The organism is Amycolatopsis sp. cg9, from assembly GCF_041346945.1.
Taxonomy (GTDB): Bacteria; Actinomycetota; Actinomycetes; order Mycobacteriales; family Pseudonocardiaceae; genus Amycolatopsis.
This window is the reverse complement of the sequence record NZ_CP166850.1, coordinates 7628058-7643107: the sequence shown is the minus strand read 5'-3', so window position 1 is coordinate 7643107 and position 15050 is coordinate 7628058. Positions and strand designations below refer to the sequence as shown.

Sequence of the window (15050 nt, the reverse complement as noted above, 5' to 3'; positions counted from 1 at the left end):
CGTCCGTGTCCGCCACTGTGGGGGCATGGACGGGGAACGGCTTTTCTGCGACGTGGCGCTGGCCGAGCGCATCGAACGCGCCGAGGTGCGGCTGGTCGCCGAAAGCAGCGACGCCTCCCGCGCCCGCCGGGGCGACGAGGTGGGCTTCGCCCGGCCGCTCGCCGGGGGCGTGGCGAGTTTCGCCGAGGCGGACTCGCCGTTCAACAAGGTCGCCGGGCTCGGCTTCGCCGGCCTGCCGGACGCTCTCGACGAGGTCGAAGCGGCCTTCGCCGAGCTGGGCGCGCCGGTGCAGATCGAGCTGTCGCAGCTGGCGGACGCGTCCGTCGGCGCCTTCCTGACCGGGCGCGGCTACCGGCTGGAGAACTACGAGAACGTGCTGGGCCGGCGCGTCGGCCCGGCGGATTTCCCCGACGGGGTCCGGCGTTCCGGGGACGACGAGCTGGAGACGTGGCTGGCCGGGATCGCCGGCGCGTCCACCGTCGCCGACACCGAAGGCCTGCCTTCGAACGAGGACTTCCCGCACGAGACGATCCTCGACGCGCTGCGGGACATGCCGGGGATGCTGCGGTTCACCGCGGAGCGGGACGGCGAGTTCGCCGGCGGCGCCGGCCTCCGCGTCGTCGACGGGATCGCGCAGCTGGGCGCCGCGGCGACGCTGCCCGCCCACCGCCGCCGGGGCGTGCAGACGGCGCTGGTGCGCGCCCGGCTCGCGGCCGCGGCCGATCTCGGGTGCGACCTCGCCGTGGTCACCACGCAGCCGGGGTCGAGGTCGCAGCGGAACGTGCAGCAGCTGGGGTTCGATCTGCTCTACGCGCGGGCGGTCCTGGTGAAGGGTGTCTCCGCGACGAGCTCCTCGGGCGCCGACAGCCGCCAGGCTTCGTAGAGGAGTTCGGCCAGCTCGTCGGCGTCGACGCGGTCGAGGTACACCACGACCCAGCCGAACCCACCGGCGGTGAACTGGGCTTCGAAGACGTCCGGGCGTTCCGCGACGAGTGCCAGCTGCTCTGAGATTTCCTGCTTGAGCCCGACGGTCCGGGTCCGCGGCCAGAAGTAGCCGAACCGCTTGCCGCGCACGCTGAACGACGAGTAGTCGCGCGCTTCGGACCGCTCGACCTCCGCGAGCCCGCCGAGCAGCCGTTCGAACTTCCGGACCGTGACCGTCACCTGTCGTTCCCCCTGTCTCCGGCGACTACGGTAGCGCGCCGGTACGGTGCGGGACATGAGCATCCGCGAAGCCGTTCTCGACGACGGCCGCGTGGTGGTGGTCAAGCCGGGGCACGCGCCCGGTGCGACCGCCGCCGAGGCCGCGGGGCTGCGCTGGCTGGCCGCGGCGGACGCGGTCCCGGTGCCGGTGGTGCACAGCCACGACGACGAACAGCTCGTCCTCGACCGCGTTCCGGCCGGACGCCCGACCGCGGCGGCGGCCGAGCGGTTCGGGCGCGGGCTCGCGCGGCTCCACGCGGCCGGCGCACCGGCGTTCGGCGCCGCTCCCCCGGACGGGCCCGCCGAAGCGTGGATCGGCCGGGCCCCGATGGCGAACGTCCCCGGCGAGGACTGGGCGTCCTGGTACGCCTCGCACCGGGTGCTGCCCTACGTCCGGCTGGCGGTCGACGCGGGCACGTTCGGCCCGGCCGAGGCCGCGGTGTTCGAGCGCGCCTGCGCCCGGATCCCGTCGCCGGCCGAGCCGCCGTCCCGGCTGCACGGCGACCTGTGGAACGGCAACGTCCTGTGGGACGGCGAGGAAGCGTGGCTGATCGACCCGGCCGCGCACGGCGGGCACCGCGAGACGGACCTGGCGATGCTGCACCTGTTCGGCTGCCCGCACCTCGGCCGCGTCCTCGCCGCGTACCAGGAGGAAACCCCGCTGGCCGCCGGCTGGGCGGAGCGGATCGGGCTGCACCAGCTGTTCCCGCTGCTCGTGCACACCGTCCTGTTCGGACGGTCCTACGCCGGGCAGGCGCTGGCGGCGGCGCGGTCGCTGCGTTAGCAGTGCTGCAGCATCGACTCCAGTGCCGTCTTCTCCGGGACGGTGATCGTCAGGCCGTAGTTGCGCTTCACGACGATCCAGTCGGTGGCGTAGGTGCACCAGTACGCGACGAGCGGCGGCTTCCACTGGTCCGGGGCCTTGTCGCTCTTCTGCTCGTTGAGGTTGTCGGTGACCGCGTGCAGCTGCGGGCGGACGAGGTCGTTCGCGAACTGCTCGCGGCGCTCCTGGGTCCACGACTTCGCGCCGCTGACCCAGGCCTGGCCGAGCGGCACCATGTGGTCGATGTCCACATCGGACGCCTTGTGCCAGGTCTCGCCGTCGTACTGGCTGACCCAGGTGCCGGACTTGGCCGCGCAGTCGGCGTTCGTGGTGACGTCCTTGCCGTCGCGCTTGAGCACCTCTTCGCGGGTGTCGCAGGCGCCGTCGACCTTGTCCCAGTGCGGGAACTTCTCGCGGCTGTAGCCGTCCATGGTGCCGCGCACGGCGACCTTGAGCTGGCCCAGCTGCGCCCGCGCCTCGGCGGGCGCGACCGGCGGGGCGGGGGCCGTTCCGGAGGGCTGGGCGCCGGACGCCAGCTCGTCGGGCACCTTGCAGCCGGTGAGGGCGGCGCCGGTCAGGACGGCCAGCAGGACGAGCGCTCGGGTGCGCGGCATCGTGAACCCCTTTCACGTCTACCGGGAGGTGCCCAGCGGACGCCGCGGGGAAACGGTGCAGATGGCCTAGGTGGCGCGATCTTTACGAGCCGTGGAAGACCTGCGCGACGAACACCGCGGCGATCACCCCCGCGGTCACGAGCAGCACCAGCACCGTCAAAAGCCCCCAGGGCACCTGCCGGATCGGCCGTGGCCGCGGGAAGACGGCCGAGCCCGGCCGGCGGGGCAGCGGGGCGACCGGCTCGCCGGGTTCCTCGGCCTCGGGCGGGGGTTCGGCGGGGACCGGCACGACCGCGGGCAGCTCCGGCAGCCGGGAGCGGACCGGCGGCAGGCGTGCCGGGAACCCGTCGGCGACCAGCGCGGCCCGGGGCGGGGCCAGGTGGGCGAGGGACAGCGCGTAGCAGGCGTCGAGGACGTCGTCGGCCGACCAGACGGTCCGCCAGCGGTTGTGCTGGGCGATGATCCGGCGCAGGCTCCGCGGGTCGGCGAGGACGACGGCGACCCCGGGGACGGAGGCGGGCTCGTGCCACTGGGGCTCGGGGCCCGGCACGACCGCGACCAGGCCCGTGACGTACTGGCCGCCTTCGTGCCCGGCGAGGGCGCCCTTCGCCGCCGCGACCGCCGCGCCCGCCCGCTCCCCCGATCCCGGGTCCGGGCCGGGCTCGTGGGCCGCGATCACCACCACCCCGGTGCGGGTGAACACCAGCGCGTCGACGAACCGGGGGCCGAGCCGGCTCGGCAGGGCGATGCCCGCCAGCGCCAGGCCCGTCAGGTGGTCCGGGCCCCGGCCCCACGAACGCAGCAACCCCACGAGGTGCTCCGCCGCGGCCGGCCGGGCACGCTCGTCACCGGTGCGCTGGAGGGCCACGAGCACGCCGCTCACTCCTCCCACGAACTAGGGCCCTTCGACGGTAAAAGCCCGACCGCCGCCGCCCCAGCAGCCGAACGAGTGGTCGAACACCACCGTGCGTGATCGAGGGCATCCTGGACGCACCCGACGAAGGAGAACGCCCATGGGGTCACCCCCGCCCGCCTACCAAGGCGCCGCCCTCGAAGTCGACCGGTCGTGCTACCGGCGGCTCGCCACCGAGCCCGGCCGGGTGCGGGTCGACGCCTTCGAGGTCCCCATTCGCTCCGGCCGCGCGTGGCGGGTGCCGAAGGGTCACCTGTGCCGGCTCAGCACCGTCGACGGCCCGCAGGTCGGCGACCTCAACCTGTGGCACGCCGACGACCCCCGCGAACGCTTCTGGGCGGCCCGCACCCGCCAGCTCCAGCGCGCGCACGTCAGCACGTTCGACCGGCTGTGGTCGACGCTGCCGTTCCTGCGCCCGCTGGCGACGATCACCGCCGACACCCTCGAGCACCACGGCGAAGACGGCGACGGCGGCCGCGTCCACGACCTGCTGGGCACCCGCTGCGACCCGTACGTCAACCGCCTGCTCACCGGCGAGGACTTCGACTTCCACTGCCACTCGAACCTCGTCCGCGCGGTCGCGCCGTTCGGGCTGACCGAGTTCGACGTGCACGACGTCCTCAACGTCTTCCAGTGCACCGGGCTCACCGGCGACGACCGGTACTTCATGAAGGCGTGCCCCGCCCGCCCGGGCGACTTCTTCGAGTTCTTCGCCGAGGTCGACCTGCTGTGCGCGCTGTCGACGTGCCCGGGCGGTGACCTGTCCGTCCCGCTCTGGGGCCCGGGCGCACGCGATCCGATCGACACCTGCCACCCGATCGGCGTCGAGGTGACCAGACCACGCGCGGACCTGCTGGCAGGCTGGGTCCCGCCGGCGCGCGCGGCCTACGGCGGCCTGCACGGCGTCCGGCTGCCGGAGTGGGCCGATCGTGGAGCGTGAGACGAAATCCCTTGCGCGGTACCGGTTCGTCGGCTCGCGCGCACGGAGAGGTTCACCCCGCGCCCGGTCCGTGTGATGATGGAGGGCCGGGGACACCGATCGGCTCGGCGAGGAGTGCGAGTGGACCTGCGGACCGAGATCGCGCAGTCGTGGCGGCGGGCGGAGCTGTCCGGGCTCTCGCCGGCGTCGTCGCTCGACCGATTGGACGTCGCCGACGTCGACAGCCGCAGCCGGCTCCTGCGGGCCGCTTCGCCCGTGCTCGACGAGCTGGCCCGGCAGCTGGCCGGCACGCGGTTCTGCGTCGTGCTGGCCGACGACGAATGCCGGATCGTCGCGCGGCGGTTCACCGAGCGGTCGGTCGAGCTGGCGCTGGAGAACATCAGCGCGGTGCCCGGCTGCCAGTTCCTCGAGGAGCGGACCGGGACGAACTCCCTCGCCACGCCGTTCGAGACCCGGCGCGGTGTCTCCGTCGACGGCGACGAGCACTTCCTCGAAGCCATGAAGCAGTTCACCTGCTACGGCCACCCGGTGGTGCACCCGTCGACGCGGCGGCTGGCCGGCGTCCTCGACATCACCGGCCCGGCGGGCGACGCGAACCCGCTGCTCGGGCCGTTCCTGCGGCGCGCGGTCGCCGACATCGAACGGCGGCTGCTCGACGGTGCCAAGCTCGCCGAACAGCAGCTGCTGGCCGCGTTCCAGTCGGTGCAGCACCGGGCGTGCGCGGTGCTGGCGCTCGGCCAGGACGTCGTGCTCGCCAACACCGCGGCGACCGAGCTGGTCGACACCGCCGACCACCGGCTGCTGCAGGACCTCGGCCGCACCCAGCGGGGACTCCGGCGCATCCGGCTGACCTCCGGCACGCCGGTGGAGGTGCGCGTCGAAGCCGTGTCGGCGAGCGCCGGGCTGCTGTTCGAGCTGGCGCCGGTGCGCCCGGCGAGCCCGGTGGTGTCCCGGCCGCGTACCGCGCGCGGGCTCTTCCCGGCCCCGATCGAAGACCGCCTCCACCGCGCGGGCCGCGCCCGGCGGCGGGTGCTGGTCTGCGGCGAGCCCGGCGCGGGCCGCAGCACGGCGGCCCGGGTCGTCGCCGGGGACGAGCCGGTGCACGAGTTCGACGCGTCCGACGTCGTCGCGGGCGAGGCCGCGTGGTGCGCGCGGGTCGAGGCCGCGGCGGCTTCCCGTGGCCTGCTGGTGATCGACGGGATCCAGCTGCTGCCCCCGCTCGCGGCCGTCCGCCTGGCCCGCCTGCTGGACGAGTCACCGGCGTGGTTCGCGCTGCTGAGCGGCCCGCCCTCGGAGCTGCACGGCGAGCAGGCGACCCTGGCGGCCCGCGTCCACCGCCGCGTCGAGCTGCCGCCGCTGCGGGAGCGCCGCGACGAGGTCCCGGCGATCGCCCGCGAGCTGCTGCGCGGCTTCGGCGCTTCGCTGCGCCTGACCCCGGGAGCGCTGGAGCTGCTGGCTTCCCAGCACTGGCCGGGCAACCTGCGGGAGCTCGAAGGGGTGCTGGCGGCCGCGGCCGACCGCCGCTCGGCGGGCGACCTGACGGCGGCCGACCTCGCCCCGGACTGCACGGAGACGGGTGCGGCCCTGACCGGCTGGGAACAGGCCGAGTACGACGTCATCGTCCGCACGCTGCGGGCGTGCGACGGCAACAAGGTCCGGGCGGCGAAGCAGCTGGGCATCAGCCGCTCGACCCTCTACAACCGCATGCGGGCGCTGCGGGTCCGCTGACCCGGTGTCCGGGATTTGGACACTCCGCCACCGCGCCGCCTCCACACAATCGAGGCACGAGCACCGCCGCACGTGGAGGAGATGGCCGTGAAGACGAAGGCAGCCGTACTGTTCGACGCCGGGAAGCCGTTCGAGATCATGGAGCTCGACCTCGACGGGCCCGGTCCCGGCGAGGTGCTCATCAAGTACACCGCCGCCGGGCTGTGCCACTCGGACCTGCACCTGATCGACAACGACCTCGTGCCGCGGTTCCCGATCATCGGCGGGCACGAGGGCGCCGGCATCATCGAAGAGGTCGGCCCCGGCGTCACCAAGGTGCAGCCGGGCGACCACGTCGTGTGCAGCTTCATCCCCAACTGCGGCACCTGCCGCTACTGCTCGACCGGCCGCCAGAACCTGTGCGACATGGGCGCCACCATCCTCGACGGCCACATGCCCGACGGCTCCTTCCGCTTCCACGGCGGCGGCCAGGACTTCGGGGCGATGTGCATGCTCGGCACGTTCTCCGAGCGCGCCACCATTTCGCAGCACTCGGTGGTCAAGGTCGACGACTGGCTCCCGCTGGAGACCGCCGTCCTCGTCGGCTGCGGGGTGCCCACCGGCTGGGCCACGGCCAACTACGCCGGCGGGGTGCGGGCCGGGGACACGACCGTCGTCTACGGCATCGGCGGCATCGGCATCAACGCCGTGCAGGGTGCCGCGCACGCCGGCGCGAAGTACGTCGTCGCGGTCGACCCGGTGGAGTTCAAGCGCGAGACGGCGCTGAAGTTCGGCGCCACCCACGCGTTCGCCACCGCCGCCGAAGCCGCGGAGAAGGTCAGCGAGCTGACCTGGGGCCAGCTGGCCGACCAGGCGCTGATCACCGTGGGCACGGTCGACGAGGAGGTCGTCAGCGCCGCGTTCGACGTCGTCGGCAAGGGCGGGACCGTCGTCATCACCGGGCTCGCCAACCCCGAGAAGCTGACCGTGCACCTGTCCGGCGCCGTGCTGACGCTGTTCGAAAAGACGGTCAAGGGCACGCTGTTCGGCTCGGCGAACCCGCAGTACGACATCGTCCGGCTGCTGCGGCTCTACGACGCCGGCAAGCTCAAGCTCGACGAGCTGGTGACCCGCAAGTACACCCTGGAGCAGGTCAACGAGGGCTACCAGGACCTGCGCGACGGCAAGAACATCCGCGGCGTGATCGTCCACTCGTAGCGGGGTGGTGTCCACAGTGGACCTCGATGCGCCGTACCGGGTGAACCCGCGCGAACCCTTCGAGGTGCTCGTCCACCGGAGCGAGCGCGGAGAAGGGTGCCTGCTCGGCACCCCGGACGTGGTCCGCTTCGTCCGGGCACTGGCGATGCACGCCACGGTCCGCGACGCGCTCGACGCCGCCGAGCTCGCCGCCACCACGCGGGCCCGGGTGGTGGCGGCGCTCGAGCACCTCGCCGCCACCGGGGTCATCGTCGCCGCCCCGTGATCGCCTGCCGCCGAAGGCCGCCTTCAGGGCATCCAGTGCCCTGAAGGCGGCCTTCGAACGGTTTACGGGCGCGGGGTGTTGCGCAGGTTGGCGCGGGCGAGGTCGACCATCTTGCCGACCCCGCCGTTGAGCACGGTCTTCGTCGCGCCGAGGGCGAAGCCGCGCACCATCTCGCCGGTGATCCGCGGCGGGATCGACAGCGCGTTCGGGTCGGTCACGACCTCGACGACCGCCGGGCCGGGGTGCGCGAACGCCTTCTCCAGCGCGCCGCGCACGTCGGCCGGGTCCTCGACCCGCTCGGCGAAGACACCGCACGCCGCCGCGATCGCGGCGAAGTTCACCGGCGCGTGGTCGGTGCCGAAGTCCGGGAGGCCGTCGACGAGCATCTCCAGCTTCACCATGCCCAGCGTGGCGTTGTTGAACACCACGACCTTCACCGGGACGTCGTAGGCCGGCAGCGTCAGCAGGTCGCCCATCAGCATCGCGAGCCCGCCGTCGCCCGACAGCGACACGACCTGGCGGCCCGGCTGGGACAGCTGCGCGCCGATCGCGTGCGGCAGCGCGTTCGCCATGCTGCCGTGCCGGAACGAGCCGAGCACCCGGCGGCGGCCGTTGGGCGTCAGGTAGCGCGCGGCCCACACGTTGCCCATGCCGGTGTCGACGGTGAACACCGCGTCGTCGGCGGCGACCTCGTCGAGCACCGAAGCGACGTACTCCGGGTGGATCGGACGGCGCTGCTCGATCTTCCCCGTGTACGCGCCGACGACCTTCTCCAGCTTCCGCACGTGCTCGCGCAGCATCCGGTCGAGGAACGCCCGGTCGGCGCGCGGGCGCAGCAGCGGCAGCAGTGCCTTCAGCGTCTCCTTGACGTCGCCGTGCACGGCGAGGTCCAGCGGCGTGCGGCGGCCGAGGCGCGAAGCGTCGTGGTCGACCTGGATCGTGCGCGCCTGCGGGAGGAACTTGTCGTACGGGAAGTCCGTGCCCAGCAGCACGATCCGGTCGGCCTCGTGCATCGCGTCGAAGCAGGCGCCGTAGCCGAGCAGGCCGCTCATGCCGACGTCGAAGGGGTTGTCGTACTGGATCCACTCCTTGCCGCCGAGCGAGTGCCCGACCGGGGCGGCGAGCTTCTCCGCCAGCGCCATGACTTCGCCGTGCGCGCCGCGGACGCCCGCGCCCGCGAACAGCATGACCTTCTCCCCCGAGTTCAGCAGGTCCGCGAGTTCCCGCACGGTCTCGGCGCTCGGCACCGGCGGCGACGGCACGACCAGCGGGAGCCGCTCGGTCAGCGGGCCGGTGGCCTTGCGGTCGGCGAGGTCGCCCGGGATGGTCAGCACCGCGACGCCGCCCTTGCCGACGGCCGCCTGGGTGGCGATGCGCAGCAGCCGCGGCAGCTGCGCCGGGTCGGCGACGACCTCGCTGAAGTGGCTGCACTCGGCGAAGAGGCGGTCCGGGTGGGTCTCCTGGAAGAACCCGGTGCCGATCTGGTTCGACGGGATGTGCGACGCGATCGCGAGCACCGGCGCGCCGGAGCGGTGGGCGTCGAACAGGCCGTTGATCAGGTGCAGGTTGCCCGGCCCGCAGCTGCCCGCGCACACCGCGAGCTTGCCGGTGACCTGCGCTTCCGCCGCCGCGGCGAAGGCGGCCGTCTCCTCGTGGCGGACGTGCACCCACTCGATGCCGTCGGTGCGGCGCACGGCGTCGACGATCGGGTTCAAGCTGTCCCCGACGATGCCGTAGATGCGCTCGACGCCCGCGTCCCGCAGCGTCCTGACCAGTTGTTCTGCCACCGTAGCCATACCTCCAGCGTGCCCGCGCGCCGCTCATGCGTCCAATGCCTGATTGGCTGAATTTCCATACACTGGGGACATGGACGTCCAGACGCTGCGGCTCTTCCGCGAGGTCGCCGGCGGCGCGACCGTCACGGAGACCGCGGCCGGAGCCCACCTCACCCAGCCCGCGCTGTCCCGCGCGCTGCGGCGGCTGGAGCACGAGGCCGGCGCCGAGCTGTTCCGCCGGTCCGGGCGGCTGCTGCGGCTGACCCCGGCCGGGCACGCGTTCAGGCGGCACGTCGAAGCCGTGCTCGACCAGCTCGACCAGGGCCTGCGCGAGGTCGGCGAGATCGTCGCGCCGGGCACCGGGGTCGTGCCGCTGGCCTTCCTGCACACGTTCGGGACGTGGCTGGTGCCCGACGTCCTGCGGGGCTTCCTGCGCGAGCACCCCGGCACCCGCTTCGAACTGCGCCAGCACGGCGAGGCCGGGCTCGAGGCGGAACTGCTCGAGGGCACCGCGGACCTCGTCCTCACCAGCGGCGACCCCGGGCACCCGCAGCTGCGCTGGGAACGCCTGCTCGTCGAGCCCCTGCGGCTCGCGGTCCCGCCGCGGCACCGGCTGGCTCGGCGCCGCCGGGTGCGCCTCGCCGATCTCGCGGACGAGACGTTCATCCTCCTGCGCCCGGGTTACGCGCTGCGAGAAACGACCGAGCGCCTGTGCGCCGAGGCCGGGTTCGTGCCGCGCATCGGCTTCGAAGGCGACGAGGTCGAAACGCTGCGCGGGCTCGTCACCGCCGGGCTCGGCGTGTCCGTGCTGCCGCTGCCGCACGCCGCGGAGTTCCCGGCGCCGCACCTGGAGCTGACCGATGTGGACGCTGCCCGCGACATCGGTCTCGCCTGGGCGGGCGGGCGGACTCTCCCGCCGCCCAGCGAAACCTTCCGGCAGTACGTCCTCGCGGCCGGCCTCGACCGTCCACATCGGACTATGTGAGAAGCGCCGTACGACCACGCAAAGTGACCGCCGGTGTGACAGGGTGGGGGCATGGCCGCGCTGAGATCCTTCCTGACGTCCTGGACCTCCGTCACCCCCGTGCTCGGCGTCCTCGTGCTCGCGCTCGCCTGGGGCCGCGACCTCGGCCCGGTCTTCGTGGCGCTCGTCGCGATCGCGCTCGGGGCGACCGTGCTGGCGGCGGTGCACCACGCCGAAGTCGTCGCGCACCGCGTCGGGGAACCGTTCGGCTCGCTCGTGCTCGCGGTCGCGGTCACCGTCATCGAAGTCGCGCTGATCGTCACGATGATGGTCTCCGGCGGCCCGGACGCCGGCTCGCTGGCGCGGGACACCGTGTTCGCCGCGGTGATGATCACGACCAACGGCATCGTCGGCGTCTCGCTGCTCGTCGGCGCGCGCCGCTACGGCGTCACCCTCTTCAACTCCGAGGGCAGCGGCGCCGCGCTGGCCACGGTCGCGACGCTGGCCACGCTGAGCCTGGTGCTGCCGACGTTCACCTCGAGCACTCCCGGCCCGGCGTTCTCCTCGGCGCAGCTGACGTTCGCGGCCGTGGCGTCGCTGGCGCTGTACGCCACCTTCGTGCTGACCCAGACCATGCGCCACCGCGACTTCTTCCTCCCGGTCGCGGCCGACGGCGAGGTCAAGGAGGACGACCACGCCGAGCCGCCGACCAACCGGGCGGCGCTGGGCAGCCTCGCGCTCCTGCTGGTCGCCCTGGTCGCGGTGGTCGGCCTGGCGAAGGTGGAGTCCCCGGCGATCGAGGCGGGCGTCCGCGCGGCCGGCTTCCCGCAGTCGTTCGTCGGCGTGGTGATCGCGCTGCTGGTCCTGCTCCCGGAGACGCTCGCGGCGACGCGCGCGGCCCAGCGCGACCGGATGCAGATCAGCCTCAACCTCGCCTATGGCTCGGCGATCGCGAGCATCGGCCTGACCATCCCGGCGATCGCGCTGGCGTCGCTGTGGCTGCCGGGCGAACTGCTGCTCGGCCTCGGTTCGACGCAGATCGTGCTGCTGGCCCTGACGGTGGTGGTGAGCGTCCTGACGGTCGTCCCGGGCCGGGCGACCCGCCTCCAGGGTGGCGTCCACCTGGTCCTGCTGGCGGGCTTCCTGGTGCTGGCCGTCAACCCCTGAGCCGGGCGCGGGCGGTTACGGTGGCCCGATGCGGATCGTGTCCCTGCTGCCCGCCGCGACCGATCTCGTCGCGGTGCTCGGCCGGCTGCCCGACCTCGTCGGCCGCACCCACGAATGCGACTGGCCGCCCGGCGAGCTCGACCGCGTCCCGGTCGTGACGCGCGCCGGGTTCGCCCCGGACGCGTTGTCGAGCCGCGAGATCTCCGCGGCCGTCGGCGGAGCCGCGCACCGCGGCTCGGCGCTCTACACGCTCGACAGCGCGCTGCTCGCCGAGCTCGCTCCGGACGTCGTGCTGACGCAGGACCTGTGCGAGGTGTGCGCGGTGTCGTACCGGCGGGTGTCCGAGGCCGTGCGCACGCTCGACACCGGGCCGCGGGTGGTGAGCCTGGAACCGGCGACCCTCGACGGCGTCCTCGACTGCCTGCGCCGGGTCGGCGAGGTGCTCGGGGTGCCGGACCGGGCGGAAGCCGAGATCGCCGCGCTCCGCGCCCGGCTCGCCGCCCTGGCGGGGCGGACCGCCGGGCCGCGGGTGGTGGCCCTGGAATGGCTGGACCCGATCTGGCCCGCGGGACACTGGGTCCCCGAGCAGATCGCGCTGGCAGGCGGCGACCCACTGCTGGCCCGGCCGGGCGAGCACACCCGGCCGGTGCCGTGGACGGCGGTGGCCGAGGCCCGGCCGGACGTGCTGCTGCTGATGCCGTGCGGCTTCCCGCCGGAGCGCACCCTCGCCGAGGCCCCGGCACTGGCCGGGCTGCCCGGCTGGGCGGACCTGCCCGCCGTCCGCACCGGCCAGGTCTGGGTCCTGGACGGCCCGGCGTACTTCAACCGCCCGGGCCCACGGGTGGTGCGCGGCGCGGAGATCCTGGCGGCGCTCCTCCGCGGCGCGGAGCCACCCGAAGCCCAGCGGCTCGAGATCCCGGCCTGACGTCGATCCCGCCGGTCACGGCCGCGGGCACGGAATCGCTGAGCGGCGTGCACCGCCCGAGCCCGGCCGCTCGAGCCCCGGTCAGGGGCGGGCCCAGCCCGGCCGCTCGAGCTCGCGGCCCGACCTCGCCCCGCCCTGGCCGCCCACCACCCGGGCCCAACGCCTCAGGACGTCGTGCGGACTTCGATCCCCACGACGCAGGTGTCGTCGTCGGTGTCCGCCGTGCTGTACGTCAGCAGCGTGTCCAGCTGGTGCTCCAGGCCGCCCTCGTGGCGCTCCACCAGTGTCACCAGCCTCGACACCGTTTCCTGCACCGGGCGGTCGCGGCGCTCGATCAGGCCGTCGGTGTAGATCAGCAGGATGTCGCCCTCGGCGAGGCGGATCTCCTCCTCCTGGTACGTCACGTCGCGGACCGCGCCGAGCAGGGAGCCGCGGATCAGCGGCAGCGTCGTCACGCCGCCGTCGCGGTGGCGGACGATCGGGGGCAGGTGGCCGGCCCGGGCCCAGCGCAGCAGGCGTGTCGCCGGGTCGAAGACGGCCGCGACCGCCGTCGCCGTGACGTGGTCGGTGAGGTGGTAGGCCACCAGGTTCAGCCACGTCAGCAGCTGGGCCGGCCCGGCTCCGGTGGCCGCGAGGCCGCGCAGTGCGTTGCGGAGGCTCACCATGCCGGTCGCCGCGTCGATGCCGTGGCCGGCGACGTCGCCGACGCACAGCAGCACCTCGCCCGTCGGCAGCGCGACCGCGTCGTACCAGTCGCCGCCGACCAGGTGCTCCTTCTCCGCCGGGCGGTAGCGGACCGCGGCGCGCAGGCCCGGCATGTCGATCGGGCCGGTCGCCGGCGGCATGATCGCGTGCTGCAGCTGCAGCGTCAGCCGGTTGCGCTCGATCGCCTGCTGCTCGGTCTCGGCCAGCCGGTCGCGCGTCGCGGCCAGCGCGACCTCGGTCCAGTGCTGCGCCGAGACGTCCTGGTAGGCGCCCCGGACCGCGAGCAGCTCGCCGCGGGCGTCGGCGACCGGCTCGGCGACCACCCGGATGTGCCGGGCGACGCCGTCGGAGCGCTGCAGCCGGAACGCCGTCGACGACGGGCGCTGGTGGTGCAGCACCGCGCGCAGGAACCGGCCGATGGCCGGCGCGTCGTCGGGGTGCGCGTGCGTGGCCAGGTCGTGCAGCGACAGCGGCGTGGCGTTCGGCGGCAGGCCGTACAGCGCGAACAGCTCGGTGTTCCAGGTGATCGCCCCGGTGACGACGTTCTCCTCGAACCCGCCGATCCGGCCGAGCCGCTGGGCGTGCTGCAGCAGCACGGCGAGCTTCGCGGCGTCGTCCTGGATGCGCAGGATCAGCAGCACGTTGCCCGCGAAGCGCGTGACGCTGACGTCGGTGAGCACGGTCAGCGGTACCTGGTCGACCAGGGTGGTGATCGCCATGCTGTCGGCGCGGAACGGCTCGCCGGTGGCGTAGACCCGCCGGATCTTGTCGAGCAGGCCGCTCTCCTCGGCCGCCAGCGGGTAGGTCTCCAGCAGGCGGGTGCCGACGAGCCGGCTGCGGGGCCGGCCACCGGGGTCGGCGAACCGGACGTTGGCGTGGTGGATGCGGAAGTCGCTGAGCCGGCCGCCTTCGACGCACGGCGACAGCAGCACGGCCGGGTCGTGCAGGCCGTCGACGAAGTCCACCAGCTCACCGAGGAAGTCCCCCGCGCCGGCGGCCACCGGGGCGACCACGCCGTCCCACGTGTCGAGCGTGTGCGCGCAGAGTTCGGCCAGGGCCTCCAGCTGGCGCAGCTGCCGCCCGGGCTCCGCGGGCAACGGGTCCGGCCAGCACATCTCGACGACGCCGATGATCCGGCCGCCGGTGCCGGTGGGCACCGCGACCCGGCCGCCGCCGGCCAGGGTGTGCTGCCCGAGCGAGGGCAGCCGGGCCCCGGACAGCGTCGGGTACCAGACGGTGTCGCGGTCGAGCAGCGCGCTGCGGGCCGGCGTCGCCACGCCGGGCGGGACGTACCGCCAGCGGGCCGCCTCCTCGGCGGAGAACCCAGCCGACCCGGCGAGCGTCAGCGACCCGTCCGGCCCGGCGAGCCACACCGCGACGGCGGTCGCGCCGAGCGGGCGCAGCGCGTGCTCCAAAATGGACTCCGCGACGCGCTGGGTGTCCCCCGCCGCGAGCACGCCGCTCTCGGCGGTGCGCAGCCGCACCGCGACCGAGTCCTCACCGTCGGCGCGGGCCAGGAACTCTTGCGCCACTTCGGTGATGCGGTCCTCGGCCGCCTCGCCGACGACGTCCGCGGCGAACTCCAGCGGCGTCAGCCCCGCGCGCTCGGCGAGGGTCTCCAGCTGCCGGGCGGCGTCGGCGGGCGTGCAGTGCAGGCGTTCCATCAGCACGCCCTTGGCCAGCTCGATCAGCGCGCGGCCGTCGGCGACGGCGTGCGCGTGGTCGACCTCGCCGCGCAGCCGTGCGACGGTGTCGGCCAGCCGGGCCAGGTTGGCGGACACCTCGGCCGGCGGCGCGAGCACCGGGAGGGTCTCCTCTTCGGCGGTCACCC

At 74.1% G+C, this 15050-nt stretch carries 14 protein-coding genes; 9 read left to right on the top strand and 5 right to left on the bottom strand.

Annotation, left to right across the window (positions count from 1 at the left end):
* The first annotated feature begins 25 nt into the window (after positions 1-25).
* Entirely contained in the window at positions 26-883 is an 858-nt protein-coding gene (locus tag AB5J73_RS35460) for a GNAT family N-acetyltransferase (protein WP_370963173.1), read from the top strand.
* On the opposite strand, the gene AB5J73_RS35455 is transcribed toward AB5J73_RS35460, so the two are convergent.
* The gene (locus tag AB5J73_RS35455; RefSeq protein ID WP_370963172.1) at positions 808-1164 is read right to left on the bottom strand and encodes an MmcQ/YjbR family DNA-binding protein; all 357 of its coding nucleotides are present in this window, start codon (positions 1162-1164) and stop codon (positions 808-810) included. The two genes, AB5J73_RS35460 and AB5J73_RS35455, sit on opposite strands and share 76 nt — an antisense overlap.
* 55 nt (positions 1165-1219) lie before the next feature.
* On the opposite strand from AB5J73_RS35455, the gene AB5J73_RS35450 reads away from it, so the two are divergent.
* The gene (locus AB5J73_RS35450) at positions 1220-1987 is read left to right on the top strand and encodes a fructosamine kinase family protein (RefSeq protein WP_370963171.1); all 768 of its coding nucleotides are present in this window, start codon (positions 1220-1222) and stop codon (positions 1985-1987) included.
* On the opposite strand, the gene AB5J73_RS35445 is transcribed toward AB5J73_RS35450, so the two are convergent.
* Together AB5J73_RS35445 and AB5J73_RS35440 are read right to left on the bottom strand one after the other, a co-directional pair.
* The gene (locus tag AB5J73_RS35445) at positions 1984-2640 is read right to left on the bottom strand and encodes an HNH endonuclease family protein (protein ID WP_370963170.1); all 657 of its coding nucleotides are present in this window, start codon (positions 2638-2640) and stop codon (positions 1984-1986) included. The genes AB5J73_RS35450 and AB5J73_RS35445 overlap by 4 nt on opposite strands.
* 82 nt (positions 2641-2722) lie before the next feature.
* Complete coding sequence (locus AB5J73_RS35440) at positions 2723-3514, bottom strand: hypothetical protein (RefSeq protein WP_370963169.1); 792 nt, start codon at positions 3512-3514, stop codon at positions 2723-2725.
* Positions 3515-3653: 139 nt separating this feature from the next.
* Here AB5J73_RS35440 and AB5J73_RS35435 point away from each other — a divergent pair, with 139 nt between their 5' ends.
* The 4 genes from AB5J73_RS35435 to mftB all read left to right on the top strand — a co-directional run bounded on the left by AB5J73_RS35435 (position 3654) and on the right by mftB (position 7683).
* A complete protein-coding gene (locus AB5J73_RS35435; protein ID WP_370963168.1) occupies positions 3654-4493 on the top strand; it encodes an urea carboxylase-associated family protein in 840 nt (279 codons plus the stop codon).
* Positions 4494-4613: 120 nt separating this feature from the next.
* On the top strand, positions 4614-6221 hold the full coding sequence (locus AB5J73_RS35430; protein ID WP_370963167.1) for a sigma-54-dependent Fis family transcriptional regulator: 1608 nt from the start codon (positions 4614-4616) through the stop codon (positions 6219-6221).
* An 87-nt stretch (positions 6222-6308) separates the two neighbouring features.
* Positions 6309-7418 (top strand): NDMA-dependent alcohol dehydrogenase, encoded by a 1110-nt coding sequence (locus tag AB5J73_RS35425; protein ID WP_370963166.1) that lies wholly within the window; start codon positions 6309-6311, stop codon positions 7416-7418.
* Positions 7419-7434: 16 nt separating this feature from the next.
* Positions 7435-7683 carry a mycofactocin biosynthesis chaperone MftB gene (gene mftB / locus AB5J73_RS35420; RefSeq protein WP_370963165.1) on the top strand — a complete coding sequence of 83 codons (249 nt, stop codon included), beginning with the start codon at positions 7435-7437 and terminating at the stop codon, positions 7681-7683.
* Positions 7684-7745: 62 nt separating this feature from the next.
* Here mftB and AB5J73_RS35415 read toward each other — a convergent pair whose 3' ends face one another.
* Positions 7746-9479, bottom strand: a complete 1734-nt coding sequence (locus AB5J73_RS35415) for a pyruvate dehydrogenase (protein WP_370963164.1) — start codon at positions 9477-9479, stop codon at positions 7746-7748.
* Between the two features lie 70 nt (positions 9480-9549).
* Here AB5J73_RS35415 and AB5J73_RS35410 point away from each other — a divergent pair, with 70 nt between their 5' ends.
* Genes AB5J73_RS35410 through AB5J73_RS35400 form a run of 3 tightly spaced genes read left to right on the top strand, consistent with a single transcriptional unit; the run spans position 9550 to position 12514 of the window.
* A complete protein-coding gene (locus AB5J73_RS35410; protein ID WP_370963163.1) occupies positions 9550-10443 on the top strand; it encodes a LysR family transcriptional regulator in 894 nt (297 codons plus the stop codon).
* Positions 10444-10494: 51 nt separating this feature from the next.
* Positions 10495-11589: a calcium:proton antiporter gene (locus tag AB5J73_RS35405; protein ID WP_370963162.1), complete on the top strand. Its 1095-nt coding sequence runs from the start codon at positions 10495-10497 to the stop codon at positions 11587-11589.
* 28 nt (positions 11590-11617) lie between these two features.
* Positions 11618-12514, top strand: a complete 897-nt coding sequence (locus AB5J73_RS35400; RefSeq protein ID WP_370963161.1) for an ABC transporter substrate-binding protein — start codon at positions 11618-11620, stop codon at positions 12512-12514.
* 164 nt (positions 12515-12678) lie between these two features.
* On the opposite strand, the gene AB5J73_RS35395 is transcribed toward AB5J73_RS35400, so the two are convergent.
* Entirely contained in the window at positions 12679-15048 is a 2370-nt protein-coding gene (locus tag AB5J73_RS35395) for a SpoIIE family protein phosphatase (protein WP_370963160.1), read from the bottom strand.
* Between the last annotated feature and the right edge of the window lie 2 nt (positions 15049-15050).